At 58.1% G+C, this 25,442-nt stretch carries 21 protein-coding genes; 8 read left to right on the top strand and 13 right to left on the bottom strand.

Going from position 1 to position 25,442, the window contains the following annotated elements:
* Positions 1–45: 45 nt before the first annotated feature.
* The 3 genes from AC2FHW_RS18425 to AC2FHW_RS18415 all read right to left on the bottom strand — a co-directional run bounded on the left by AC2FHW_RS18425 (position 46) and on the right by AC2FHW_RS18415 (position 2,167).
* Positions 46–381 (bottom strand): carboxymuconolactone decarboxylase family protein, encoded by a 336-nt coding sequence (locus AC2FHW_RS18425; protein WP_271952563.1) that lies wholly within the window; start codon positions 379–381, stop codon positions 46–48.
* A 68-nt stretch (positions 382–449) separates the two neighbouring features.
* Positions 450–1,103: a DUF938 domain-containing protein gene (locus AC2FHW_RS18420; protein WP_271952560.1), complete on the bottom strand. Its 654-nt coding sequence runs from the start codon at positions 1,101–1,103 to the stop codon at positions 450–452.
* Positions 1,100–2,167 carry an NAD(P)/FAD-dependent oxidoreductase gene (locus AC2FHW_RS18415; protein WP_496822422.1) on the bottom strand — a complete coding sequence of 356 codons (1,068 nt, stop codon included), beginning with the start codon at positions 2,165–2,167 and terminating at the stop codon, positions 1,100–1,102. The genes AC2FHW_RS18420 and AC2FHW_RS18415 overlap by 4 nt, the downstream gene beginning before the upstream one ends.
* 145 nt (positions 2,168–2,312) lie before the next feature.
* On the opposite strand from AC2FHW_RS18415, the gene AC2FHW_RS18410 reads away from it, so the two are divergent.
* Together AC2FHW_RS18410 and AC2FHW_RS18405 are read left to right on the top strand one after the other, a co-directional pair.
* Positions 2,313–2,717, top strand: a complete 405-nt coding sequence (locus tag AC2FHW_RS18410) for a hypothetical protein (RefSeq protein WP_142638956.1) — start codon at positions 2,313–2,315, stop codon at positions 2,715–2,717.
* A gap of 3 nt (positions 2,718–2,720) precedes the next feature.
* On the top strand, positions 2,721–3,953 hold the full coding sequence (locus AC2FHW_RS18405; protein ID WP_142638954.1) for an HlyD family secretion protein: 1,233 nt from the start codon (positions 2,721–2,723) through the stop codon (positions 3,951–3,953).
* Positions 3,954–3,968: 15 nt separating this feature from the next.
* Here AC2FHW_RS18405 and AC2FHW_RS18400 read toward each other — a convergent pair whose 3' ends face one another.
* From AC2FHW_RS18400 to xdhA, 8 genes are all read right to left on the bottom strand, one after another.
* A complete protein-coding gene (locus AC2FHW_RS18400; RefSeq protein WP_271952556.1) occupies positions 3,969–4,727 on the bottom strand; it encodes a nuclear transport factor 2 family protein in 759 nt (252 codons plus the stop codon).
* A gap of 145 nt (positions 4,728–4,872) precedes the next feature.
* On the bottom strand, positions 4,873–5,946 hold the full coding sequence (locus tag AC2FHW_RS18395; protein ID WP_271952554.1) for a BMP family ABC transporter substrate-binding protein: 1,074 nt from the start codon (positions 5,944–5,946) through the stop codon (positions 4,873–4,875).
* A 34-nt stretch (positions 5,947–5,980) separates the two neighbouring features.
* Positions 5,981–6,901: an ABC transporter permease gene (locus tag AC2FHW_RS18390; RefSeq protein WP_142638949.1), complete on the bottom strand. Its 921-nt coding sequence runs from the start codon at positions 6,899–6,901 to the stop codon at positions 5,981–5,983.
* A gap of 2 nt (positions 6,902–6,903) precedes the next feature.
* Positions 6,904–7,986 carry an ABC transporter permease gene (locus AC2FHW_RS18385; protein ID WP_142638948.1) on the bottom strand — a complete coding sequence of 361 codons (1,083 nt, stop codon included), beginning with the start codon at positions 7,984–7,986 and terminating at the stop codon, positions 6,904–6,906.
* Between the two features lie 35 nt (positions 7,987–8,021).
* Positions 8,022–9,539: an ABC transporter ATP-binding protein gene (locus AC2FHW_RS18380; RefSeq protein ID WP_142638946.1), complete on the bottom strand. Its 1,518-nt coding sequence runs from the start codon at positions 9,537–9,539 to the stop codon at positions 8,022–8,024.
* On the bottom strand, positions 9,536–10,471 hold the full coding sequence (xdhC, locus tag AC2FHW_RS18375; protein ID WP_271952550.1) for a xanthine dehydrogenase accessory protein XdhC: 936 nt from the start codon (positions 10,469–10,471) through the stop codon (positions 9,536–9,538). The genes AC2FHW_RS18380 and xdhC overlap by 4 nt, the downstream gene beginning before the upstream one ends.
* Positions 10,471–12,795 (bottom strand): xanthine dehydrogenase molybdopterin binding subunit, encoded by a 2,325-nt coding sequence (gene xdhB, locus AC2FHW_RS18370; RefSeq protein WP_496822420.1) that lies wholly within the window; start codon positions 12,793–12,795, stop codon positions 10,471–10,473. The genes xdhC and xdhB overlap by 1 nt, the downstream gene beginning before the upstream one ends.
* Positions 12,792–14,153, bottom strand: a complete 1,362-nt coding sequence (gene xdhA / locus AC2FHW_RS18365; RefSeq protein ID WP_496814604.1) for a xanthine dehydrogenase small subunit — start codon at positions 14,151–14,153, stop codon at positions 12,792–12,794. The genes xdhB and xdhA overlap by 4 nt, the downstream gene beginning before the upstream one ends.
* A gap of 343 nt (positions 14,154–14,496) precedes the next feature.
* Here xdhA and dnaE point away from each other — a divergent pair, with 343 nt between their 5' ends.
* Together dnaE and AC2FHW_RS18355 are read left to right on the top strand one after the other, a co-directional pair.
* The gene (gene dnaE / locus AC2FHW_RS18360) at positions 14,497–17,997 is read left to right on the top strand and encodes a DNA polymerase III subunit alpha (protein ID WP_496822419.1); all 3,501 of its coding nucleotides are present in this window, start codon (positions 14,497–14,499) and stop codon (positions 17,995–17,997) included.
* Between the two features lie 250 nt (positions 17,998–18,247).
* Entirely contained in the window at positions 18,248–18,982 is a 735-nt protein-coding gene (locus AC2FHW_RS18355) for a hypothetical protein (protein WP_496822417.1), read from the top strand.
* An 8-nt stretch (positions 18,983–18,990) separates the two neighbouring features.
* Here the strand turns inward: AC2FHW_RS18355 and AC2FHW_RS18350 are convergent, their stop codons facing one another.
* Positions 18,991–19,185 (bottom strand): SlyX family protein, encoded by a 195-nt coding sequence (locus AC2FHW_RS18350; protein ID WP_142638896.1) that lies wholly within the window; start codon positions 19,183–19,185, stop codon positions 18,991–18,993.
* Positions 19,186–19,313: 128 nt separating this feature from the next.
* On the opposite strand from AC2FHW_RS18350, the gene hisS reads away from it, so the two are divergent.
* The 3 genes from hisS to hisG are packed head-to-tail and all read left to right on the top strand — an operon-like array spanning position 19,314 to position 22,579.
* Positions 19,314–20,801: a histidine--tRNA ligase gene (gene hisS, locus AC2FHW_RS18345; RefSeq protein WP_496729266.1), complete on the top strand. Its 1,488-nt coding sequence runs from the start codon at positions 19,314–19,316 to the stop codon at positions 20,799–20,801.
* A gap of 3 nt (positions 20,802–20,804) precedes the next feature.
* On the top strand, positions 20,805–21,893 hold the full coding sequence (locus AC2FHW_RS18340) for an ATP phosphoribosyltransferase regulatory subunit (RefSeq protein WP_271952537.1): 1,089 nt from the start codon (positions 20,805–20,807) through the stop codon (positions 21,891–21,893).
* A complete protein-coding gene (gene hisG / locus AC2FHW_RS18335; protein ID WP_271952535.1) occupies positions 21,890–22,579 on the top strand; it encodes an ATP phosphoribosyltransferase in 690 nt (229 codons plus the stop codon). Before AC2FHW_RS18340 ends, hisG begins: the two co-directional genes overlap by 4 nt.
* Here hisG and AC2FHW_RS18330 read toward each other — a convergent pair whose 3' ends face one another.
* Positions 22,580–23,011: a DUF1489 family protein gene (locus AC2FHW_RS18330; RefSeq protein WP_281973647.1), complete on the bottom strand. Its 432-nt coding sequence runs from the start codon at positions 23,009–23,011 to the stop codon at positions 22,580–22,582.
* A gap of 128 nt (positions 23,012–23,139) precedes the next feature.
* Here AC2FHW_RS18330 and AC2FHW_RS18325 point away from each other — a divergent pair, with 128 nt between their 5' ends.
* The gene (locus AC2FHW_RS18325; RefSeq protein ID WP_271952531.1) at positions 23,140–25,422 is read left to right on the top strand and encodes an adenosylcobalamin-dependent ribonucleoside-diphosphate reductase; all 2,283 of its coding nucleotides are present in this window, start codon (positions 23,140–23,142) and stop codon (positions 25,420–25,422) included.
* Positions 25,423–25,442 lie beyond the last annotated feature (20 nt).

The following is a 25,442-nucleotide window of genomic DNA, read 5'->3' as shown; positions in this document are numbered from 1 at the left end:
CCTTTTTGGTGCCGCCTTCAAATGCCCGCAGCACGCGGGCTTTTTTCATGCACTCAGCTCGTCGAAACAGTCCAGCGCCTTAGAGGCGTACATCATCGACGGCCCGCCCCCCATCTGAACCGCCATGGACAGAACGTCCGAAATCTCGTCACGTGACGCGCCGGCTTTGATCAAAGCTTCGGTGTGCAGCATGATACAGGGTTCGCATCGGTCCGCTACGGATATGCCAAGAGCGATGAATTCTTTGGTCTTGTAGTCCAGCGTTCCGCCTTGCTTGACCGCCGCGCCAAGCGCACCGAAGGCGCGGGCGGTATCAGGGATTGCGCCGTTCAAATTGCGAAGACCTTTTCGCGTGTCGTTGATCTTTTCCTGCCAGGGCATGCTACATTCCATTTAACATCGTGTATTTGGAATATGTTTAGTTGGCCTCGGTCGGGCTTTGATCTGGATCAGGTGTTAGATTTTTCCACGATGAAGGCCAGGTTATTTGCAGGCATCTCCGCGACTTCCAGGATTTTCAGGTCGTGATTGGCCAAAAGCTCAGAAACGTCTCCGTCGTTTTTATATCCGATTTCAGCATCCTGCTGGACCAGAGCCGTATGAAATCGTTGATCCCCTGCGCTGGTCAGGCGATTGTTTCGCATGAAGGGACCATAGAGGACCAACCGACCATTCGCGTTCAGTGCTTGCGCCGCCTCGCCGACAAGCGTTTCCACTTCGGCCCAGCTGATCAGGTGCAAGAGATTGATCAGAACGATCAGATCCCTGCCGCCAAACGGCTGATGCCAACCCTCGATGGTTGCATCCAGAGCGACTGCTTTAGACACATTCGGCAGGCCCGCGGTGTAGGCATTGATGCTGGCCCGCCGTTCGGATTCAACCTCACTGGGTTGCCAATGCATGCCGGGGCGGCACTCGGCAAAGGCTGCGATGTGCTGACCGGTGCCACTTGCCAGTTCCAGCGCTTGTCCGGTCAAAGGGGCGAACTGGTCCAGAAGATCGCACAAAGCCCCGACGTTACGGCTGGCTGCCGGAGCGACCAACTGACCGTTCTCTCCTACAGTCGCGACGCTGGCGTTGGAGGGTAACGGGCGCTTGTTCATCTGTGCAACCTGTCTGGTCTCAGAGAGGCGATGGTCGCCGTGTCCAGACTTGATTGGTTGTCGACTGTCAGATCCGCTACCAGTTGGGATGCAGCAGGGGCCGTCTGAAACCCGTAACCACCCTGACCGGCAGACCAGATAAACGTAGGATCGGTCGGATCGGGCCCCAAAACCAGGCTGCCATCCGGTGCGAAACTGCGCAAGCCCGCCCAGTTGGTTTCGACCCGTGTCACAGGCTCGGTGACCATTGCCTCGTACCGGGCCAAGCCCTCGGCCAGAACCATGTCATCGGCAAATGCATCATGGGCAGCGGTCGGATCGGCATCGGCAGGTGAGACCAGCAATTTGCCCGCGTCGGGTTTAGCATACCAGCTTTCGCCCGCACCCAACATCATGGGCCAGGCGCGCAAGTCATGCCCGCCGGGGGCCGGGATACGGGCCATTGAGCGGCGGCGCGGCTGGATACCAATCGGCGCGATACCGGCCATCGCCGCGATTTCGTCAACCCAGGCGCCGGCTGCATTGACGATGTGTCGTGCCTCAAAGCTCTCGGTGGCCTTGACGATCCAGTGCCTATGTTTGCGAATTGCCGTGACGCTTTGCCGGGTCAGAACGGATCCACCATTCCCACGGATCGTCCGGGCGAAATCCTGCATCATGCGGTCGGTATCTATATCTTGTTCACTGTCGCTGTGCGCCGCGAACCCGACGGTTTCGGGGTTCAGGATCGGGATAAGGGATTGTGCCGCGTCAAAGGAAATCTGTCGGCCGCCAAGTTGATCGGCATCCCGGTGAAACACATCGTGTTGGTCTTTCCCGCCGATCAGAACCCAGCCGCGTGGCGACAGATAGTCATTCGTCTCAAAATGCGCTGCGCTGGCAAGGTTGAGGGCAATAACAGCAGGCGGACCATAGGCGGGTGCAAACATAGCCGCGGACCGGCCTGATGCGTGATAGCCCAGCGCCTCTTCGCCTTCGAGCACGGTGACCTGGCCGCGCTCTGACAACCGCGCGCCCACGCTAAGCCCGGCAATACCGCCGCCGATAATCAGGAAATCTATCATGTCGCCCCTTTGCTGGCCGCAGTCGTGATTTTCTGACGTCGAATGCGTCGTGCACGACCGTAGAATTCTAATTGAGACTTTAAGCAGGGTTGAATTTGCGCATCAACCCATCCAAAGAAGTGGAAAGCAATTAGAGGAGGGCAGGGTGAGCACAGCAGATTTACACCCATTGGCCACGGGGCACATTCCGTCTTACGTGACCCAGGCGGATGGCAGCGATTTTCTTTTGACGGTCATGTTCATTTTCACGGTTGTGGTAATCATCCTGATCGGCGTTGGCTATTTCACCCTGCATTCGATCCCCGAAAAGCTCGCGCATGAATCCAACCACCCGCAGTTTCAGCTTGTGGGAATTCTTGCGCTGCTGGCTTTGTTCACTCATAATGGATTGTTCTGGATTGCAGCCATTCTGGTCGCCGGATTCCAGTTTCCCGACATAGGTGCGCCCTTGCGTGCCATTGCCGATGCGATCCGATCTTTGGCGCCGCAACCGCCTGCTGATCCCGATCCCGTTCCATCCCCCGAACCCGTCGCGCAGCAGGAGCAATAGGACATGCTTGAAACACTGATGTGCGCGCTGGTTACAGTGCTGCCTGATTATCTGTTCCGCCGCTTTGTGCAGGGAAAACGTATCGGGCACGAGATCACATTATTCACCATGTGGTACGAGTTGCGCTGGGGTCTGACAACCTGTGCCATTATGGCGCTGACCGTGATCACCACTCTGTTCTATTTTCACCCGGCCAGCAAAACTGCGGCGTCGTATTTCCGCACGGTAACGATCTTGCCGCAACTGGGTGGGCGAGTGTCCGAGGTCTATGTCTCCAACAACCAACAGGTCGTTGCTGGGCAGCCAATCTTCCGGATCGAGGACTTTACTCAGACTGCAATGGTTGAGGCAGCGCATGCGCAGATCGCGCAAGTTCAGGCGTCACTGAAAGTCGCGGAGACCGATCTGGCCGAGGCCGCCGCCGGGATCGCGGGCGCAAAAGCGGCGCTGGATCAGGCGCTGGAGGACTTGCAACGCAATACGACCCTGCGGGACGAAGGGTCAAGCGCCGTCCGCCTGGCCGAGATTGACCGGCTGGAAAACCTTGTCGCTGAACGAGAGGCCAAGCTGGTTGCGGCTGAATCGCAACGCGCTGCCGTCGTACAGCAAATCGAAGAGCTGATCCCGGCCCAACTGGCCAGCGCCAATGCGAACCTGGATGCTGCTTTGACCGAGCTGGATAAGACTGTGATCAACGCGGGTGTGACGGGGAGGATTGAACAGTTCGGCCTTCAGGTTGGCGATTACGTCAGTCCTTTGCTGCGTCCAGCAGGTATTCTTGTGCCGTCAAATTCCGGGCATGACCGCTTTCAGGCTGCGTTCAATCAGATGTCGGCGCAGGTTATCAAGCCCGGCATGGTCGGAGAGCTGGGCTGCATGACCAAGCCGTTCACGGTTATTCCGGTTGTGGTGGTCGAAGTTCAGGATGTGATCCCATCGGGACAAATTCGCCCGTCAGACGAGCTGAGAGACGTGCAGTCCAACAAGGTGCCGGGCTCGATCCTGGTTTATTTTGAACCGCTTTATAAGGGCATGGCGGATGATATCCCGCCCGGCAGCAACTGTCTGGCGAATGTCTACACCGATAACCACGAGCGGCTGGAGCATGAAGATTTGGGCTTTTGGCACTCTGCTTTCCTGCATGTGGTCGACACGATCGGCGTGGTTCATGCGGCGGGTCTGCGCCTGCGTTTGATCCTGATGCCGGTGAACACGCTGGTTCTGACCGGGCATTAACGGCCCTTACTTAGATCAGAATTTGCCGTTGTCATTCTTCCACTCGCTACGGGGCGCTATGGTTTCCATAGTGCCCCACTGCTCGACGATCACTCCGTCTGCGACCCGAAACAGATCATAAAAGCTGGTATGTTTTCCGTGACTGGCACCTTCGCTCATGCACAGGACGAAATTCCCTTCTGCCAGCACACGATGGACGCGGTGATACTGAACGATCAACTCCGCGTCTGATCTAGCTTCAAGCACCATGCGATAGGCGTCGATGCCGTCAACACCATCGGGATCGTGTTGTATCAGGTTCGCATCAACAAACGCCTTCATCCGCTCGGTTTTCCGGTCTATCAGGACCGTTTGCGAGAAGTTGTCGACCAATTCCCGGTTCTGTTCGGTTCTGTCAATATCCGTGATTTCAGTTGGCCCATCAAGCATGCCGCGTCCCGAAGCGTTTGGGCCGCGCAGGGGCTGAATGTTATCCCAGTGCTCAACAGCTTTGCTGTCTTCAAACCGAAAGACCTCGAACGCGGCCTTAACTTCGGCAAAATCATATTCGTTATGGGCAAAAGCGAATTCGCCATCTTCAAAAACGCGAACAAATTTAACCTTGGGATTTGTTTTCGACAGGCGGGCAAACAACGTGGCCAGCCCCTCGCTGCCTTCATGGGTCTGGGGATTGTGCTGGATGTATTTTTCTTCGTTGACGACGGCTGCGGCCTCGGCATCCCCGGTTTCGATACCTTTCAACAGTTTCTGCAGCAATTCGCGTTTTGAATTCATCTGGTCCTCGTTGATCGGTAGAGCCGCGGATCAATGTGCTTGGCGCTGGTTTCGGGCTATCGAAGATCAAGAGTGGCATAAAACAGGTGGCAAAATCAAAAAAGGCCCGCACATGGCGGGCCTTTCTGCGTTATCCTGTGCCGCCTTACTGCGGAATCTCACCTTGCAAGCCTTCGACATAAAAGTTCATGCCGGCCAGTGTACCGTCGTCTGCAGTCTCGCCTTCGGCCAGCCAGTCACTACCGTCCTGCTTTTTCAGCGGTCCGGTGAAGGGGTGGTATTCACCCGCGGCCATGGCCGCTTTCAGCGCCAGTGCCTCTTCTTTGACGTCAGCGGGAACCGCGTCCGAGATTTCGCCGATTGCAACCATGCCTTCGCGGATGCCATCCCATGTATTGGCGCTTTCCCATGTGCCATCCATGACGGCCTGGGTCCGTGCAATATAGTAAGGCGCCCAGTCATCGATGATCGACGAGACGCGCGGGTACGGAGCGTATTCGCTCATGTCCGAGGCCTGGCCGAAAGTGATGACGTTGCCCGCCTCTTGCGCAGCTGCTTGCGGTGCGGTCGAGTCGGTGTGCTGCAGGATCACGTCCGCGCCCTGTTCGATCAGAACAGTGGCGGCATCTGCTTCTTTCGCCGGATCGAACCAAGTGTAGGCCCAGATGATCTTGAACTCGACATCCGGGTTGACCTTCTTGGCGTGGATATAGGCCGAGTTGATTCCGCGGACCACTTCGGGGATCGGATAGGACCCGATATAGCCAACAATGTTCGACTTGGTCATCTTGCCCGCGATATGGCCCTGTACCGCACGACCTTCATAGAAACGTGCCGAATAAACCGAAACGTTGTCGGCTGTTTTATAGCCGGTCGCGTGTTCGAACTTCACGTTCGGGAATTTCTTGGCCACGTTGATGGTCGGATCCATGTATCCGAACGAGGTGGTAAAGATCAGGTCTGCACCTTCCAGCGCCATCTGGGTCATCACCCGCTCTGCATCCGGGCCTTCGGGCACGGATTCAACAAACACGGTTTCGACCTTGTCGCCGAACTCTTCTTCAACCGCCAGACGGCCCTTGTTATGTTCATAGGTCCAGCCGCCGTCGCCCACCGGGCCGACAAATACAAAGCCGACCTTGGTTTTGTCTTCGGCTATGGCAGTAGTTGCCAAACCCAGCGCCATGGCAGCGCTTGCCAGAAATGTAGTAATTTTCATGTGTTACTCCCCAAGTTGGTTCAGTTGTCCCCGTCTAATGCGAGGCATGGAATATCCGGCCGAGTGAGGCAGGTGCGCTGCTTTTGTCGGCGGAAAGGATCACAAGCACAAGGATCGTGATGATGTAGGGCGACATTGCCAGATACTCGACCGGGATGGCAACGCCCGCTGCCTGCAAATTCAGCTGCAACACGGTGATACCGCCGAACAAATAGGCACCCAGCAGGGCGCGCCATGGCTTCCAACTGGCGAAGACGACCAAGGCCAGGGCGATCCAGCCGACACCGGCTGTCATGCCCTCGGTCCACTGTGGCACCCGGATCAAGCTGATATAAGCCCCACCCAGCCCGGCACAGGCACCGCCGAACAGGATCGCCATGATGCGGATCTTGATCACCTTATAGCCAAGCGCATGCGCCGCATCGTGGTTTTCACCTACCGCGCGCAGGATCAGTCCGACGCGAGTGTATTTAAGCGTAGCCCAGACGGCCGCTGTCAAAGCGATGCCGACATAAAGGATCGGGTCATGCTGAAACAGGATCGGGCCAATCACCGGAATATCGCTGATCACCGGGATATGGATATCGCCCATGCTGGGGGGTTTGACCCCCACGTAGCTTTGACCGAGCAGGGCGCTGAACCCTAAACCAAACAGAGTCAGCGCCAGGCCGCTGGCAACCTGATTGGCCAGCGCCACCTGCGTCAGCAGCACAAACAGCAGGGACAGTACTGCACCGCCTATGGCCGCGGCGACAAAGCCCAGCCAGGGCGACCCAGTCTCGACCGAGATCGCAAAACCGCTGATCGCGCCAACGATCATCATGCCCTCTACGCCAAGGTTCAGAACTCCTGCTTTTTCGACGACCAATTCACCGATCGCGGCCAGAAGCAGGGGAGTTGCAGCCACCATCAGTGACGCGACCAGAAGTACGGGATTAATCTCACCTAGGTCCATGATTACGCCACCTCGCTACGGGCCGCACGGATGCGGTAGTTGGTCAAAAGGTCGAAGGCCAGCAGGAAGAACAGCAGCATCCCCTGGAATACTTGAATAGCCGCGGCAGGAAGACCCATTTGGGACTGCGCAATTTCACCACCGATATAGGTCAACGCCATTAGACCACCGGCTAGCAGGATGCCCACCGGATGCAGTCGACCCAGAAAGGCCACGATGATCGCGGTAAAGCCATAGCCGACGTTAAAGTCGATGCTGACAACACCCGAGGGGCCCGAGACTTCGAACATCCCCGCCAGCCCGGCCAGTGCGCCTGACAGGCCAAGACAGAACAGGATCAGTCGTGCTGGGTTTACCCCGGCGAATTTGGCTGCGCGCGGGGCCTCACCCGTCAGGCGGATGTGAAAGCCCAGCATGTGCCGGTTCAGCAGGATATAGGAAAAGATCACGGCTATCAGTGCGGTCACAACGCCCCAATGCATCCCCGATCCTGCGATCAGCTCGGCATTATGCGCACTCTCATAGGATTGCAGATTGCGTGAACCCGGAAAACCGAACCCTTCGGGGTTTTTCAGTAGTCCCAGCGAGACCGAGGCCATCATCTGTTCAGCCACATATACCAGCATCAGCGAGACCAGAATTTCATTGGTGCCAAAGCGCACCTTCAGAAAGGCCGGAATAGAGGCCCAGAGCCAACCGCCAAGCGCACCTGCCATCACCATGATCGGAAAGACATACCAGGCATCCAGCGGGTAAAAGGCCAGCCCGGCCCCCGCACCAAAGATGGCGCCCATGATATACTGACCCTCGGCGCCGATGTTCCAGATACCGGCGCGGAAGCCTAACGACAGGCCAATCGCAATCAGCACCAACGGCGCGCCCTTCACCAGCAGCTGCGGGCGGTAATAAAAGGCGAATTCACCGAACAGAGGCTCCCAGAAAATGGTGCCGATGGCCTGAACCGGGTTTTTACCCAGGACGGCAAACAATATGCCGCCAAACAGCATCGTCGCCAATACCGCCACAAGCGGGGTCGCATAAGACCACGCCTTGGACGGCTGTGGCCGTTTCTCCAATACAATCATCTGCTCACACCCCCGTCGTCATATTTTGTTTTGCATCAGACATGGGCTACCTCCATGCCATGTGCACCGCCCATCATCAGGCCGATCTCATCCACGGTCAGACCCGTGGTTGTGCGTGGCGCGCTGAGCCTGCCTTCGTTCAGGGCGGCAAAGCTGTCCGAGATTTCCATCAATTCGTCCAGATCCTGGCTGATGCAGACCACCGCCGTGCCCTTGGCGGCAAGGTCCAGAATGGCCTGTCGGATCGACGCAGCGGCAGCGGCGTCCACCCCCCATGTGGGTTGGTTCACGACCAGTACATCGGGGTTCTGCAACACTTCGCGTCCGATCACGAATTTCTGTAGGTTGCCGCCTGACAATGACCGGGCCGCATTCTCGGGCCCTGGCGTGCGCACATCAAAGGCGCTGATGATCTTTTCAGCAAAGCTTTTGGTATCTGCCCATTTCAAGAACCCGTTGCTTTCCAACCCTTCGCGGACCGATCCGGTCAGCAGGGCGTTTTCGGTCAGGCTCATGTCTGGGGCGGCTGCATGTCCCAACCGCTCTTCGGGGGCGGTCAGTACGCCCAGCTTGCGCCGTGCGGTTGGGCCCAGTTTGCCAATCGGCTGGCCATCGAACTTGATCGCATCGGCAGCTGTCTGGATTTCGCCAGACAGGACACCCAGCAGTTCGTCCTGTCCGTTGCCGGCAACACCGCCAATTCCCAGCACTTCGCCTTTGCGAACTGTCATGTGGACATTCTTCAGCGCGGTGCCGAATTCAGACGGTGAGGGCACGGAAAGCCCGCTGACATCCAGCGCGACCTCGCCGAACTCGCGGCCTCCGCGCTCAGGTGTTTGCAGGGTTGAACCGACCATCAACTCGGCCATCTCCCGGGCCGAGGTTTCAGACGGAACGCATTCGCCCACATTCTTGCCCAAACGCAAGATCGTAGCGTGGTCGCATAGGGTGCGGATTTCTTCAAGCTTGTGCGAGATATACAGGATCGATGTGCCTTCAGACCGCAATTTATTCAGCGTTTCGAAAAGGATATCGACTTCTTGCGGAGTCAGAACACTGGTTGGTTCGTCCATGATCAAAAGCTTTGGATCCTGCAGAAGGCAGCGAATGATCTCAACCCGTTGGCGTTCCCCCGCAGACAGGTCGCCGACTGTACGAAAGGGGTCCAGCGGTAGGCCGTAGGTTTCCGAAACTTCCCGAATGCGCGAGGCCAGGTCGCCCATTGGCGGCGGGTTCTCCATCCCCAATGCGATGTTCTCGGCCACGTTCAGCGCGTCGAACAGCGAAAAATGCTGAAATACCATCGCGATTCCGTCAGCACGCGCGGCGCGCGGCTCGGGCGGAGCAAAGGGTTGGCCACGCAACAGCATGGTGCCGCTGTCGGGCTTCACCAAGCCATAGATCATTTTGACCAGCGTGGATTTTCCCGCGCCGTTTTCGCCCAACAGGGCATGAACTTCGCCCTCACCGATGTCAAAGGACACCTGATCATTGGCCACGACGCCGGGATAGGCTTTGGTCAGTCCTTGCAAACTTAGCAGTGGAGTGGTCACGCGCTCAGATCCTTCTTCAAATTGTTTTGCCCGATCGGGCGCAGCAGTTGTGATGCGACGCCCACGGCAATCATCTGCGGGTGCTTGCCCAGGCCCGGGTCGCCAATCGGGCAGGTGATCCGGCTGATCCGCTCGGGCGAGTGCCCCAGCGCTGCCAGCCGAGACCGGAACCGCGCCCATTTCGTAGCCGAGCCGATCAGCCCCGCAAAGCGGAAATCGTGCGAAAGCAGACGGTTGCACAATTCCAAGTCCAGATTGTGTGAATAAGTCAGCACCAGATGTTCAGCATCACGCGGCGCATGCCGAACCAGTTCCGCTGGTTTCGCGGCAGGGACGGCGGTGACTCCGTTCGGTACGGTTTCTGGAAACCGCTTGGATCCTGTATCGACCCAAGTGATTGCGAGATCGGGCAGCGGTGACAGGACATCCACCAGGGCGCGACCGACGTGACCCGCGCCCCAGACCCACAGTGCACGCGCTGGTTTGTGGACCGGCTCGACCATCCAGCCTTCGATCAGCTGTGCCTCTGGTGCAATCCCCTGTCCGCGGGCTTCGGTCAACAGGCGTTTGACCGACAGTGGCATGTCCTGGTTCGATGTTGGGCGCGCGATGATGCTGTCGTCCAGATCGTTGATGTTGTTGCGGTCATAGACCTCGCTTAGCAAGGAAACAGCGCCACCGCAGCACTGGCCCATGTCGGGGCCAAGCGCGTGATGGGTCAGGCGCGATTGGGCGGTTTGTATCCGCGCCGCTTCGGCTGCCTGAAACTCAAGTGTGCCGCCACCGATCGTGCCGGATTGCCCGTCCTGCCAGACCAGCATTGCGGCACCAACCTCGCGTGGGGACGAGCCCTTGATCCCGGCGATGACTACCCGGATCACGCGCCCATGGGTTTTGACCGCCTCCCTCAAAGTCTCAAGGTCAAATCCCATCAGTCGTCCCCCTTCATCCTTTGGACACCATGCCAGACTTCTTCTGCCGTGGCGGGGGCATCCAATGCGGGGTAGCCGTTTCCGCAGGCCGCCACCGCATTCGACAGTGCCAGCCAGGCGGATATCCCAAGCATGAATGGAGGTTCGCCTACTGCTTTCGAGCGATAGATCGTGTCCTCACGGTTTTCAGCCTCCCAAAGCGCAACGTTGAAGATGTCGGGGCGGTCGGAACAAGCCGGGATCTTGTAGGTCGATGGCGCATGGGTGCGCAGATTGCCTGTGCCATCCCAGACGAGTTCTTCGGTCGTCAACCAACCCGCGCCCTGCACATAGCCACCTTCGACCTGACCGATATCCAGCGCAGGGTTCAGCGACGCCCCCGCGTCATGCAGGATATCCGTGCGCAAGATGCGGTTCTCACCGGTTAGTGTGTCCACGGCAACTTCGGTGATCGAGGCGCCATAGGCGAAGTAGAAAAACGGACGACCTTGGCCTTTGATCCGGTCCCATTCGATCTTGGGTGTCTTATAGAAGCCGGTGGCCGAAAGGCTGATGCGGCCCTGATAGGTCAGCGCAGCCGCTTCGGCAAAGGTATAGCGTTCCTCACCAACCGATACATGACCATCCCCGAAGGTGACAGCCGACGGGTCGGCCTGATGTCGCTCGGCCAGATACTCTGCCATCCGGTCGCGGATCGTGTCACAGGCGGCTTTCACCGCCATGCCGTTGAGATCGCTTCCCGAGGATGCCGCCGTTGCCGAGGTGTTCGGCACTTTGGCCGTGTCTGTGGCGGTGATCTTCACCATCTCTAGCGGAATACCAAAGCGTGAGGCGGCAACCTGGGCCACTTTTTGAAACAGGCCCTGGCCCATCTCGGTACCGCCATGGTTCAGGTGCACGGACCCGTCCTGGTACACATGCACCAGCGCTCCGGCCTGATTCAGATGGGTCAGAGTGAAGGAAATGCCGAACTTGACCGGAGAGAAGGCGATGCCCTTTTTGATCACGCTGTTCTCGGCATTCCATTTCTGAATTGCGGCCTTGCGCGCGGCATAGTCGCTGGAATTCAACAAGGCTTCGGTCATGCCGTGAAGTTCGAAATCTTCGACTTCCATGCCATAAGGGGTGGTGTTTGGCGTATCGCCGCTACTGCGATCAGCGGCATGGTCATCGGTACCCGCGGGGGCAGCGTAATAGTTCCTGCGGCGCAGCTCGACCGGGTCCAGACCCAGCTCATGCGCGGCGTGGTCCATGAGGCGTTCGATTCCAACCATACCCTGAGGGCCTCCAAACCCCCGATAGGCGGTGGCAGATTGGGTGTTGGTTTTCAGCCGGTGACTTTCGATCCGCGCATTGGGCAGCAGATACGCATTGTCGGAATGCAGCATCGCCCGGTCCGCGACGGGCAGCGACAGGTCTTGTGCCCATCCGCATATAGCGTGGTGCAGAAAGGACACCCCCTGAATATGCCCGTCCTCATCGAATCCGGCCTTATAGCCAATGCGAAAGGCATGCCGCTTACCGGTGATGATCATGTCGTCATCGCGGTCATAGCGCATCTTGCAGGCCTTGCCGGTTGCCCGCGCAGCCACTGCGCAGGAAACAGCCAGAGCGTTGCCCTGGCTTTCCTTGCCCCCGAACCCGCCGCCCATGCGCCGGGTTTCAACGCGCACGGCATGCATGGGAACGCCCAGAGCCTCTGCCACTTTGTGCTGAATCTCAGTCGGGTGCTGGGTCGAGCTGTGGACCAGCATATCAGCACCCTCATTCGGCACCGCCAGTGCAGCCTGACCTTCCAGATAGAAATGCTCTTGTCCGCCAAGCTCAAAACTGCCTTCGATCACATGCGCCGCGCCTGCGATGGCGGCGTCTGCATCACCTTTGGTGTAGATGCGCGGGCCGTCCTCGAACCGACTGTCGGCGGCCAGAGCCTGCTCAATCGTCAGGATCGCGGTTTCTTCGGCATAGTCGATCTTGCCCAGTCGCGCGGCTTTGCGCGCTGCCAGATGGCTGGTGGCGACAACCAGAAACACGGGCTGGCCGATATAGTGGACGGTGCCGTCTGACAGCAAGGGCTCGTCATGAATGGACGGTGAGACATCATTGGCAAAAGGCAGGTCTTCGGCGGTCATCACCATGACCACGCCGTCGGCCGCCTTGACCGCTGACAGGTCCATCGCGGCAATCCGACCCTTGGCAATCGGGCTAAGCCCAAAGGCCAGATGCAGCGTGCCTTTGGGCGTAGGGATATCGTCCACATAGCGCGCTGAACCGGACACATGCAGCGGCGCGGCGTCATGAGGCAGTGGTTTTGTCACGCTCATGCCGACACCTCCAGCACATTGGTTACTTGGCCCTGATCTTCAAGGAAATAACGCTCCAGCATCGCTTTCGCCGTCTCAAGGCGGTAATGAGCCGAGGCGCGCATATCTGACATTGGCGCGTAATCCTCGGCAAACATCGTCAGAGCGGATTGAACCGTAGCAGCTGTCCATGGCTTGCCGGTCAACGAAGCTTCGACTTGAGTGGCACGTTTTGGAACGCCCGCCATGCCGCCAAATGCGATGCGTGTCTGAGTGACGGTACCTTCTGCAACGGTAATGTTGAAACACCCACAAACGGCCGAGATATCCTGATCAAACCGCTTGCTGAGCTTGTAGCATTTCAACCGATCCGCCTGGCGCGGGAAGCTTACGGCTTCGACGAATTCTCCGGGTACGCGATCCTGTTTTCCATAGTCGATGAAGAACTCTTCCAAGGGCAGCGTTCGCCTTGTGTCGCCTTTGCGCAGGTGCAGGCTGGCGCCCAGGGCAATCAGTGCAGGCGGGTTGTCACCGATTGGTGACCCATTGGCGATATTACCGCCTACGGTTGCGGCGTGCCGCACCTGTACGCTGGCATAGCGGCGGATCATTTCAGCATAAGAGGGGTGCAGATCCCCCAGCGCTTCGCCCATGCGGTTCATATCGACCATGGCACCAAGGCGAATTTCATTGTCAGTAACCGTGATCTGTTTCAGATCATCGCAACCGTTCATGAAGATTACTGTTTTCAGGTCGCGCAACTGTTTGGTGACCCAAAGGCCTACATCGGTCGCGCCAGCGACCAGGGTGGCCTCTGGGTGTTCAGCATAAATGGCGGCAAGCTCGTCCGAGGACCGCGGCAGCATAGGAGACGCGGCGGGTGCTGCGTCAGGCTTGTCCTTGACCCAGACGGGAACAGGGTGCTTTTCGGCGGCTTTGGCGGCACGGATAATCGGCGCATAGCCCGTGCAGCGGCACAGGTTCCCGGCCAGCTGTGTGTCGTGTTCGGTTGCACCATTCGCATGCCCGGCCACCATCGACATTACAAAGCCGGGGGTGCAAAAGCCACATTGCGACCCGTGCAGATCAACCATTGCCTGCTGTACCGGGTGGGCCTTCCCGTCCGGGCTGCTGGCGCCTTCGACGGTGCGCACCGCTTTGCCGTGGAGCTGAGGCAGGAACAGAATGCAGGAGTTCAGAGCTTTGGCTCCCCCCTGATCCGTCACCATGACAGTGCAGGCACCGCAATCACCTTCGTTGCAGCCCTCTTTGGTGCCGGTCAGAGAGCGATCCTCGCGCAGCCAATCCAACAAGGTGACTGTCGGATCGACATTCGCCAACTCCACTGTCTCTCCGTTCAGAAGAAACGTGATATCCATTCGTGAAACCCGTCGCGTTACCGAATTGCGCCTCTGAATGCTCTCCTTCGATGCGACGTAGAAAGAGTGCGGGCGGATAGCTTGCCACTAGATGTTAGAAACAGCGCAGCCAATCTGGCAAGAAAAACCGCGCTTCTGATGTATCATTTCATTGGTCCGATCCTTGTGTTTCATGTGGTTTCGATGTTCATCACATTGAAAATAAAAGGTTTTGCAGCATGTTTCACCCTCAGAGTCCGAAGCACCTTATGGATTTCCCGAACAATCAGCGCCTGTTTTTTTGGCAATCCGAACCTAAGGTTCAGGCTTTTGTACCACCACTGGCTGCGATAGCGTGGGCGGCATGAGCAGCACTCCACGATTCATCCACCTCCGCGTTCACACCGAATATTCCCTGCTGGAAGGCGCCGTGCGGCTGAAAAAGCTGCCTGGTCTGTGTGAAAAGCTTGAGATGCCTGCCGTCGCCGTCACGGACACCAACAGCATGTTCTCTGCGCTGGAGTTTTCGGTCACCGCCAGTGGGGCGGGTGTTCAGCCGATCATGGGGTGCCAGGTCGACCTGACCTACCTGCAGGCGCAACCGGGCGAGAAAGCGAAAGCCCCCGCGCCGCTGGTGCTGCTGGCGCAGTCAGAGGTCGGGTATGAAAACCTAATGAAGCTCAGCTCTTGCCTGTATGTGGACAAGGGCGGGCAGTTGCCGCAGGTGACATTGGATGAACTGACAGAGCGCTCGGATGGTCTGATCTGCCTGTCTGGCGGCCCCGACGGACCGGTGGGTCGCTTGTTGCGGCAAGGGCAGCGCCCAGCGGCCGAGGTCTTGGTGGATCGCCTTGCAACCATGTTCCCGGATCGTCTGTATGTCGAATTACAGCGCCATCCAGGCGAGGGTGGTCAGCCCGAGGCCGAACGTCTGACCGAGCGCGGCCATGTTGAAATGGCCTATGCCAAGAACCTTCCGCTGGTGGCTACCAACGATGTCTACTTCCCGACCACGGACATGTACGAAGCGCATGATGCGCTGATCTGTATTGCCGAGGGCGCTTATGTCGATCAGCAGGATGGCCGCCGCCGTCTGACCGCACAGCATTATTTCAAGTCGCAGCAGGAAATGGCGACCCTGTTCGCCGATCTGCCCGAAGCAATCGAAAACACGGTCGAGATCGCCAGGCGCTGTGCGTTCATGGCCTATCGCCGTGATCCGATCCTGCCGAAATTCGCCGATGACGAGGTGGCCGAGCTGCGCCGCATCGCCAATGAAGGTCTGCAGAAACGTCTGGCCGTGATCCCGCATGCGGTAACCCCTGAAGAGTATCAGAAGCGGCTGGATTTCGAACTGGACATCATCGAGGGCATGGGGTTTCCCGGTTATTTCCTGATTGTTGCCGATTTTATTCAGTGGTCCAAGGATCACGATATCCCGGTTGGGCCGGGGCGGGGCTCGGGCGCGGGGTCGCTGGTGGCCTATGCGCTGACGATCACCGACCTTGATCCGTTGCGTTATTCGCTGCTGTTCGAACGCTTCCTGAACCCCGAACGGGTATCGATGCCTGACTTCGATATCGACTTCTGCATGGACCGCCGCGAAGAGGTGATCCGCTACGTGCAGCAGAAATATGGGCGCGACAAGGTTGGGCAGATCATAACTTTTGGCGCGCTGCTGTCGAAGGCCGCCGTGCGTGACATCGGGCGGGTTTTGCAGATGCCATATGGGCAGGTGGACCGTCTGTCCAAGATGATCCCGGTCGAAGGGGTGAAACCCGTCTCGATTGAAAAGGCGCTTAAAGACGAACCGCGTCTGCGTGAAGAGGCGCGTAACGAGGAGGTTGTGGACCGTCTGCTGACTTATGGCCGGCAGGTCGAGGGGCTGTTGCGAAACGCGTCGACCCACGCGGCTGGTGTGGTGATTGGCGACCGTCCGCTGGATGCGCTGGTGCCGCTGTATCAGGATCCGCGTTCCGACATGCCTGCGACCCAGTTCAACATGAAATGGGTAGAACAGGCCGGGCTGGTCAAGTTCGACTTTCTGGGTCTGAAGACACTGACCGTGATCCAGAATGCGATGGATCTGATCTTCAAATCCGGGCGCGACCTGCACATCGCTGCTGACGGAACCGAGCTGTACGAAGCCGCCGAGGGGGCGGCGAACCAGATTAACGCCATCCCGCTGGATGATGAAGCGACTTACAAACTCTACTCAGCGGCCAAGACCGTAGCGGTGTTCCAGGTGGAATCCTCGGGCATGATGGATGCGCTCAAGCGGATGAAACCGGATTGTATCGAGGATATCATCGCCCTCGTCGCGCTATACCGTCCGGGCCCGATGGAGAACATCCCCAAGTTCTGCGAGGTCAAGAACAAGCTGAGCGAACGGGACACGCTGCACCCTTCCATCGACCATATCCTGGACGAAACCCAAGGCATTATCGTCTACCAGGAACAGGTTATGCAGATCGCTCAGGAAATGGCGGGCTATAGCCTTGGCGGAGCGGATTTGCTGCGCCGCGCGATGGGTAAGAAAATTCAGGAGGCGATGGATGCCGAGCGGCCTAAGTTCCTCAAAGGCGCTGCTGAGAATGACGTGGACGAGGCTAAGGCGACCGAGGTCTGGAACCTGTTGGATAAATTCGCCAACTATGGCTTCAACAAATCCCACGCTGCCGCCTATGCCGTGGTCAGCTATCAGACCGGCTGGTTGAAGGCGAACCACCCGGTCGAGTTCATGGCCGGGGTCATGAACTGCGATATCCATCTGACTGACAAGCTGGCGGTTTACTTCGAGGAAGTCCGCAAAGGGTTGGAACTACCTTACATACCGCCCTGCGTGAACCGCTCGCAATCCACGTTTGACGTGGTGGATCAGCATCTGGTTTACGCGCTGGGCGCGTTGAAAAACGTCGGCGTTGAGGCGATGAATTTGGTAGTAGAAGGACGTGCAGGCAAACCGTTCGTCAATCTCTTCGACGTTGCCCGCCGCGTCGATCTGAAGAAGGTCGGCAAGCGGCCCTTGGAAATGCTGGTGCGTGCTGGCGCGTTTGATGAACTCGACAAGAACCGCCGCCGCGTCTTCGAAAGCCTTGATCCGCTGGTGCAATATTCAGCTGCGATCCACGATCAGAAGAACTCGAACCAGGTATCGCTTTTCGGCGAGGCGGGCGACGACCTGCCCGAGCCACGCCTTTCGCCGACGCCGGACTGGTTGCCTGCCGAGCGTTTGAGCGAAGAGTTCAAGGCCATCGGATTTTACCTGTCCGGCCACCCGCTGGATGATTATATGCCTGCCCTAAAACGCAAGCAGGTACTGACACTGGATGAGGTGATGGAAAAGGCACGCTCGGGTCCGCTGATCGCCAAGATGGCCGGTGTAGTGGCTGGGCGGCAGGAACGGAAATCTGCGCGCGGAAACCGGTTTGCCTTTGCCCAACTTTCTGACCCTACAGGTGCCTATGAGGTCACACTGTTTTCCGAAACGCTGGAGAAATCCCGTGAGTTTCTGGAAACCGGTGCACAGGTGGTGCTGACCGCCGAAGCAACGATGGAGGCCGATCAACTCAAACTGCTAGGCCGGTCCGTCGGGCCGGTAGATGCGGTCGTGGCCGAGGCAGGGGCGACCGGGCTGCGCATTTTTGTTGATCAGCTGCAGGTTCTGCCCACAGTTGCCAAAGTTCTGGAAGATGCCGCTGGCGCAGCCAAGGGGGCTGCGAAAGGGCCTATCCATCTGTGCCTGCTTGATCCTGGCCTGCCGGGAGATGTCGAGATGGACCTTGGCCAGGAATTCCCGATCAACCCGCAGATCAAAGGGGCGATCAAGTCGCTGGACGGCGTGATGTCGGTTGAGGAAATGTAAAGTTCCTTGTTTGTTCAGGGGTTTTGAGCTAAATTCAGCTCATTCACGATATTTGAACTGTTTGGCACTAGAAATGAAGTTGAAAATTGTATTTGAAGTCCATATTGAAGGCTCCACGCGGAGGCGATGATGTTAGAGCTTTATATTGTACTGTTCACGGTCTATCTGATTGCGACTGTAGCGAAAAAAATCTTGCAAAGAAGGTTGCGTATTATCTAACTGATCTTTCAGAAGTTGAAAGATCGTTGGTATGAATAGAACCCTAATTGCGTTGTTGGTTTTCTTTTTTGGTACGACTTTATCCCTCGTGGGAGTGCGAGACTGGATTGCTGCCGAATTCCCAATCGCGGCTCCGTATATATTCCTGTTGAAGTATTTGGGTGTTTCCTTCTTGGGCTTGCTTGCTTTGGTGGCGATTCTCGAGTTGATCTCTTGGATCGTTGAAGCTGGGGCGAGGCTCGCGCCGTCGACACTCGAGTTCCTTGCTCTTCGTGAAGCGAAAGCCGTCGATCTGCCGGTCATTGTGGCTTTGGCCAAACGTCAGATTGGCGAACAAATTACCCAAGGTAATACCGAGCAGCTATATAACCACAATTCACGTTCAATTCGAAAAGTCGTGGATACGCGCGATAACAAGATTGTTGGGTACTTTTGTGTTCTGCCTCTCACCAACAAGGGTGAAGAGCAGGTTAAGGAAAGGGACTTGATAGGTGAATCGCAAGATGTCAGTTGCTTTGCCAAGAGTTTTCGGAAGCGTACACCTGTCTATATAGGGAGTCTTGCTGCAGAAGGATTACGGGCACGTGCCGCTACATTGGAGCTGATGAAAACCTATCTGGTCGGAAAGGAAGTGTCTAAAGCTTATGCTAGACCTGCGACCAAGCATGGCGTCAGACTCGTTAAGCGGCATGATTTTAAGCCAGTTAGTGAGCATGATAGAATCCGCGAAGGAGTTTATGTCATTCGTGTCGCAGACATTGTTTGACTGAATGATCAATAATGCGGCGGGCGTTCGTCTCCGAGGATGATGCCGCCTGATCCTTCTTGTGCCCGTTCACCTTCGCGGCGCATCAGCACCTCAACCCGGCGGGTCAAGTTGTCGATCTCATCCTGCTGCCGCGTGACGATTGTGTTCAGATCTTCGACCGTGCGGGTCAGATGGGCGATTTGCTCTTCCAGATGTTGCATTGGAAACTCCTGTCTCGCGCCGGTCATAACGGCACCGGCTGTGCAAGGCCAGCGAAAGCGCGCCTTGCCCCGAAACGGGCCATGGGATAGACCGCGCGCGGAACACTTAACGCCCAAGGACGCCCCAAATGGCCAAGCCCAAGAAACAGCCCCGCCCCAAGGCCGTAACGCCGAAGGGGTTTCGCGACTATTTTGGCGAGGAAGTCACGCAGCGCACCGAGATGCTGCGGACTATCGCGGGTGTCTATCATCGCTATGGCTTTGATGCTTTGGAGAGCAGCGCGGTCGAAACGGTCGAAGCGCTGGGCAAGTTCCTGCCTGACGTGGATCGCCCGAACGAAGGCGTCTTTGCTTGGCAGGAATTCGATGAGAACGACAAGGGCGATTGGATGGCCCTGCGCTATGACCTGACCGCGCCATTGGCCCGCGTCTATGCGCAGCACCGCAACGATCTGCCGACACCCTATCGCCGCTATGCGATGGGTCCGGTCTGGCGCAACGAAAAGCCAGGCCCGGGGCGGTATCGTCAGTTTTATCAATGTGATGCGGATACGGTGGGTACCGCATCAATGGCGGCGGATGCCGAGATTTGCGCCATGTTGTCGGATACGCTGGAAACCGTGGGCATCCCGCGCGGTGACTATCTGGTGCGGGTGAATAATCGCAAGGTACTGAACGGCGTGCTCGAGGCGATGGGTCTGGGCGAAGACGCTGCCGCCCGTGACAGCGTGCTGCGCACCATCGACAAGTTCGATAAGGTGGGCGAAGCAGGCGTGCGCGAATTGCTGACCAAGGGTCGTCTGGACGCGTCAGGTGCCTTCATCGACGGCGTGGGTCTAAGCGATGAACAGGCAGAACCGGTCATCGCCTTCCTGACCTCCAAAGCTGCAGATACCGCAGGAACGCTGGCCAATCTGCGTGCCGCCGTGGGTGACAGCCAAATCGGTGCGGATGGCATTGGCGAACTGGAACAGATCGGGACCTTGCTGGAAGCCGGCGGCTATGGCGCGGATCGGATCGAGATTGACCCATCGGTCGTGCGTGGGTTGGGCTATTACACCGGTCCGGTCTATGAGGCCGAGTTGACCTTTGATATCTTTGACGAGAAAGGCCGCAAGCGGCAGTTCGGCTCTGTCGCAGGCGGCGGGCGCTATGACGATCTGGTCAAGCGTTTCACTGGACAGGAAGTGCCCGCGACCGGCGTCTCGATCGGGGTTGACCGTCTTTTGGCCGCCCTGCGCGAAAAGGGACGGATCAGCGCACAGGCCAAGGGGCCGGTGGTTATCACCGTGATGGATCGCGACCGCATGGCGGATTATCAGGCCATGGTGGCCGAGCTGCGCAATGCAGGTATCCGGGCCGAGGTGTATCTGGGCAACCCCAAGAACTTTGGCAATCAGCTGAAATATGCGGACAAGCGGAACTCACCCATTGCGGTCATCGAAGGTGGCGACGAAAAGGCGAATGGGATCGTGCAGATCAAGGACCTGATCCTTGGTGCAAAGATCGCCGAAAGCGCCACGCTTGAGGAATGGAAAGAACGCCCAAGCCAGTTCGAAGTGCCGCGCGGTAATCTGGTCGCCAAGGTGCGTGAAATTCTGGACAATCAGGACTGAGCCATGGCCAACCGTACTCAGATACAGACGCGCGCCGCGATGATGCGGGTGCGTTTCGAGACCGCAGGTGCCCGGGTTGTTGATCCGCCTCTGTTGCAACCGGCTGAAACGTTGCTGGACCTCTATGGGGAAGACATTCGCGCCCGTGCTTACGTTACCTCGGATGCGCTGCATGGTGAACAAATGCTGCGCCCGGATTTCACGCTGCCGGTGGTGCAGATGCACATGTCCGACGGTGCCGAACCGGCGCGCTATACCTATTCGGGTGAGGTGTTTCGGCGGCAGGAACACGATCCGGATCGCGCGAATGAATATATCCAGGTCGGGTATGAGGTGTTTGATCGCACCGATCCGGCCAGTGCCGATGCCGAAGTGTTTTCGCTGTTCGCGTTGCAACTGCGTGGGTTGCCCCTGCGGGCGGCAACCGGCGATATCGGTATTCTGACCGCTGCTGTCCAGGGACTGAGGACTTCCGACCGGCGCAAGGCGGCGCTGATGCGCCATCTGTGGCGGCCCCGCCGTTTTCGCGTCTTGCTGGACCGTTTCGCTGGGCGCAAGCCGGGGCCTGAAGGACGCAAGACCTTACTCGAGGCTGCTGACCCTTTGGCAACCGACGCGCCTATGATCGGCAAGCGCCGCGCCTCTGAAATTCAGGCACGGATCGAAGCCCTGCGTGAGGATCGTGATACCCCACCGATTTCCGACAACGAACTGGCCGGGTTGGAAACCCTGCTGAACGTCCGCGAAACCATGCCCTTTGCGCTTGAACAGCTGCGCGACGTGGCGGTGGACTTGCCGCAGATCACCCCGGCACTGGACCGGCTTGAGGCGCGGATCGCGGCCTTGCAAGCGCGCGGCGTGGATGTGGACAGGTTGGATTTCGAAGCGTCTTATGGCCGGACCTCGATGGAGTATTATGACGGGTTTGTCTTTGGTTTCTACGCCGAGGGCCGGCCGGATTTGCCGCCCATTGCCACTGGGGGGCGCTATGATGCACTGACCCGCCACTTGGGCAAAGGGGCAGAAATCCCCGCAGTTGGCGGCGTGCTGCGCCCGGACCTGATGCTGGAGATTGAGGAGGAGGCGCAATGAGCCTGAAACTGGGCGTGCCTTCAAAGGGCCGGTTGATGGAAAAGACCTTTTCGTGGTTCGAAAAGCGCGGCATCACCCTGTCTCGCAGCGGATCGGACCGCGAATATGCCGGTAAGGTGGAAGGGATCGAGGGTGTCTCGCTGATCCTGTTATCGGCGGGGGAAATTCCGCGTGAACTGGCCGCTGGTCGCATTCATCTTGGCGTCACCGGAATTGATCTGGTGCATGAAAAGCTGCCGCGCTGGGAACAGCAGGTCGAAGAAGTATCTCCGCTTGGGTTTGGCAAGGCCGATCTGATCATCGCTACGCCAGCCTGCTGGGTCGACGTGGACACGCTTGATGACCTTGACGCGGCGGCGGCGGCTTTTCGCAAGACCCACGGCCACCGCCTGCGGATTGCCACCAAATACCACCGGTTGGTGCGTGAATTTCTGACAGATGCGGGCGTGGCCGATTATACGCTGGTCGACAGCCAGGGGGCGACCGAAGGCACGGTAATGAATGAAACCGCCGAAGCGATTGCCGATATCACGTCAACGGGGGAAACCCTGCGCGCCAACCATCTGAAAATCCTGACAGACGGGCTGATCCTGCAATCGCAAGCAACCCTATGGCGCAGCCGGGTGGCCAAGTATACGGACGAAGACAAGGATGTTCTGACTGAGGTGCTCGACCGTCTGGCCTGATTACAGCACGCCGATATCCGCCAGCGCGCGGTTTAGATCATCGGGCAGGGCATCGTCCTGCGCGCGGGTTTTTGGCAGATCGGCGGGGGTGTCCTCGGGCTTGAGATAACGCCACCCCTGAAAGGGGCGCTTCAGGGCGTTCTGGGTGCGATGAACCTCAGGATCCAGAATAATGGCGCAGCGGCGAATGCCGTCATCCCCGATCACTTCGTCCATTCGTAGGATGCGCTGACGGCATTGCACAACGCCTTTGATCACCCAATAGATTGATCCGCCATTCAGAATCTCTGCCTCGCGTTTGGGCCACATGCGTGTCACGTGGCGCGGCAATCCGTCCTCGTACAGAGGCATGCGACTCTCCTGCCATGCGATCAGCGTGTCGACGCTTTCTGATCCGACGGACAGTTTTATAAGGTTTACGTACTTATCCACAGCTTTCCCACAGAGTCGTCCCAAGGCTACCTTTATATTGTAGTCTTCTGCACCGCTTCATCAAGGTGTTGTGGTGAAGGTGCGAATTGGGCTAATCTGGATACCTCTTTCAAGACAGGGAATCACCAATGAGCCGCTTTGCCGCCCCCATCGCCGAGCAGATCTGGGACATGAAATACCGCTTTAAACAGGCGGATGGAACGCCCATAGACCAAACGGTTGAAGACAGCTGGCGCCGTATCGCTCGCGATCTGGCCCGCGTGGAACAGGACCCTGCTCATTGGGAAGACAAGTTCTTTGAGGCGTTGGAGGATTTCAAATATCTGCCCGCCGGACGCATCACCGCCGGTGCGGGCACTGCACGCCGGGTGACCCTGTTCAACTGTTTTGTCATGGGAACCATACCAGACAGCATGGGCGGTATTTTCGATATGTTGAAAGAGGCCGCCCTGACCATGCAGCAGGGTGGGGGGATCGGCTATGATTTCTCAACCATTCGTCCGCGTGGGGCGGATGTACACGGGGTGGCGGCGGACGCCTCGGGGCCGCTGAGCTTTATGGATGTGTGGGACGCGATGTGCCGGACGATCATGTCTGCGGGGTCGCGCCGCGGGGCGATGATGGCGACCATGCGCTGCGATCATCCCGATATCGAACAGTTCATCACCGCCAAATCCGACCCGGCCCGTCTGCGCATGTTCAACATGTCGGTTCTGGTGACAGATCCGTTCATGGAGGCAGTCAAGGCCGATGGCCCGTGGGAACTGGTGTTTGATGGCAAGGTCTATCACACCATCCAGGCCCGCGATCTATGGAACAAGATCATGCAGGCCACTTACGACTATGCCGAGCCAGGTGTGATCTTCATCGATCGGATCAATGCGGCCAACAACCTCAGCTATGTCGAGACCATCGCGGCGACGAACCCCTGCGGCGAACAGCCCCTGCCGCCTTATGGCGCCTGCCTGCTGGGCTCGATCAACCTGGCGCGTTTGGTGACCGGACCGTTCGAGGATGCCGCTCATCTGGATGAGGCCGCGCTGCAAGAGCTGGTCGCCACCGCCGTTCGCATGATGGACAATGTGGTCGACGCCTCGAAATTTCCGCTGGCCGAACAAGAGGCTGAGGCGCAAGACAAACGCCGCATTGGTTTGGGTGTCACCGGGCTGGCCGATGCACTGTTGATGCTGGGTCTACGCTATGGCTCTGACGAGGCGGCGCGTCAGACCGAGCGCTGGTTGCACGCAATCGCCCGCGCCGCGTATCTGGCGTCGGTCGATTTGGCAAAGGAAAAGGGGGCGTTTCCCTTGTTCGAAGCCGAGAAATACCTGGCCAGCGGCACAATGCTGCAGATGGATGACGACGTACGCGATGCGATCCGCGAACACGGCATCCGCAACGCGCTGCTGACGTCGATTGCCCCGACGGGGACGATTTCCCTGTACGCGGGCAACGTCTCTTCGGGGATCGAGCCGGTCTTTGCCTATGCGTATACGCGCAAGGTCCTGCAAAAAGATGGCTCGCGCACCGAAGAAGAAGTCGTGGATTACGCCGTTCAGATGTGGCGCGACAAGTTTGGTGATAAGGACCTGCCCGACTATTTCGTCAACGCGCAGACGCTGCCTCCGTCTGATCATGTCAAGATGCAGGCGGCGGCACAGAAATGGATCGACAGCTCGATTTCCAAGACGATCAACTGCCCCGAGGATATCAGCTTTGACGCTTTCAAAGATGTCTACATGCAGGCCTGGGATCAGGGCTGCAAAGGGTGCACGACCTATCGCCCCAACGATGTGACGGGGTCGGTTCTGACCGTATCAGAGAGTGCCGACAAAGCTCCTGGAGAAAGCGCGGATGCGCCGCACGAGGTTGATGGCGGCGATGTCATCTACATGTCCGAACCGCTGGACCGCCCACAATCGCTTGAGGGGTCAACATATAAGTTGAAATGGCCCGACAGCGAGCATGCGATTTACCTGACCATAAATGACATTGTCATTGGCGGCCGCCGTCGTCCGTTCGAGGTATTCATCAACTCCAAGAACATGGAGCATTATGCATGGACGCTTGCGCTGACCCGCATGATCTCGGCCGTGTTCCGTCGGGGCGGCGATGTGTCCTTTGTGGTCGAGGAACTCAAGGCGGTGTTCGACCCGCGTGGCGGGGCCTGGGTGAAAGGCAAATACATCCCCTCGATCCTGGCCGCGATTGGCGGAGTGATCGAGCAGCACCTGATCAATATAGGCTTCCTTGAGGGCGAAGGGATGGGGCTGAAATCCGACCCTCAGGCGCAAGTGGTCAACCTCGACGGCCCCCGCGGCAAAGCCTGCCCGTCCTGCGGTCAGTTCGACATGGTGATGATCGAAGGATGCATGACCTGCCGTAGCTGCGGTCACTCTAAATGCGGGTGAGCTGAAGTAGTGGATTCTGT

The organism is Ruegeria sp. YTSA108, from assembly GCF_059610185.1.
This window is presented reverse-complemented; position numbering and strand designations above follow the sequence as displayed.

Bases quoted from the DNA above. Each gene is read 5' to 3' on its own strand.
- AC2FHW_RS18400 (WP_271952556.1), bottom strand. From the start codon at position 4,727: ATGAATTCAAAACGCGAATTGCTGCAGAAACTGTTGAAAGGTATCGAA.
- AC2FHW_RS18350 (WP_142638896.1), bottom strand. From the start codon at position 19,185: ATGCAACATCTGGAAGAGCAAATCGCCCATCTGACCCGCACGGTCGAA.
- xdhB (WP_496822420.1), bottom strand. From the start codon at position 12,795: ATGAGCGTGACAAAACCACTGCCTCATGACGCCGCGCCGCTGCATGTG.
- AC2FHW_RS18355 (WP_496822417.1), top strand. From the start codon at position 18,248: ATGAATAGAACCCTAATTGCGTTGTTGGTTTTCTTTTTTGGTACGACT.
- AC2FHW_RS18325 (WP_271952531.1), top strand. From the start codon at position 23,140: ATGAGCCGCTTTGCCGCCCCCATCGCCGAGCAGATCTGGGACATGAAA.
- dnaE (WP_496822419.1), top strand. From the start codon at position 14,497: ATGAGCAGCACTCCACGATTCATCCACCTCCGCGTTCACACCGAATAT.
- xdhC (WP_271952550.1), bottom strand. From the start codon at position 10,471: ATGGGATTTGACCTTGAGACTTTGAGGGAGGCGGTCAAAACCCATGGG.
- AC2FHW_RS18390 (WP_142638949.1), bottom strand. From the start codon at position 6,901: ATGGACCTAGGTGAGATTAATCCCGTACTTCTGGTCGCGTCACTGATG.
- AC2FHW_RS18415 (WP_496822422.1), bottom strand. From the start codon at position 2,167: ATGATAGATTTCCTGATTATCGGCGGCGGTATTGCCGGGCTTAGCGTG.
- AC2FHW_RS18405 (WP_142638954.1), top strand. From the start codon at position 2,721: ATGCTTGAAACACTGATGTGCGCGCTGGTTACAGTGCTGCCTGATTAT.
- AC2FHW_RS18425 (WP_271952563.1), bottom strand. From the start codon at position 381: ATGCCCTGGCAGGAAAAGATCAACGACACGCGAAAAGGTCTTCGCAAT.
- AC2FHW_RS18420 (WP_271952560.1), bottom strand. From the start codon at position 1,103: ATGAACAAGCGCCCGTTACCCTCCAACGCCAGCGTCGCGACTGTAGGA.
- xdhA (WP_496814604.1), bottom strand. From the start codon at position 14,153: ATGGATATCACGTTTCTTCTGAACGGAGAGACAGTGGAGTTGGCGAAT.
- hisS (WP_496729266.1), top strand. From the start codon at position 19,314: ATGGCCAAGCCCAAGAAACAGCCCCGCCCCAAGGCCGTAACGCCGAAG.
- AC2FHW_RS18385 (WP_142638948.1), bottom strand. From the start codon at position 7,986: ATGATTGTATTGGAGAAACGGCCACAGCCGTCCAAGGCGTGGTCTTAT.
- AC2FHW_RS18340 (WP_271952537.1), top strand. From the start codon at position 20,805: ATGGCCAACCGTACTCAGATACAGACGCGCGCCGCGATGATGCGGGTG.
- hisG (WP_271952535.1), top strand. From the start codon at position 21,890: ATGAGCCTGAAACTGGGCGTGCCTTCAAAGGGCCGGTTGATGGAAAAG.
- AC2FHW_RS18395 (WP_271952554.1), bottom strand. From the start codon at position 5,946: ATGAAAATTACTACATTTCTGGCAAGCGCTGCCATGGCGCTGGGTTTG.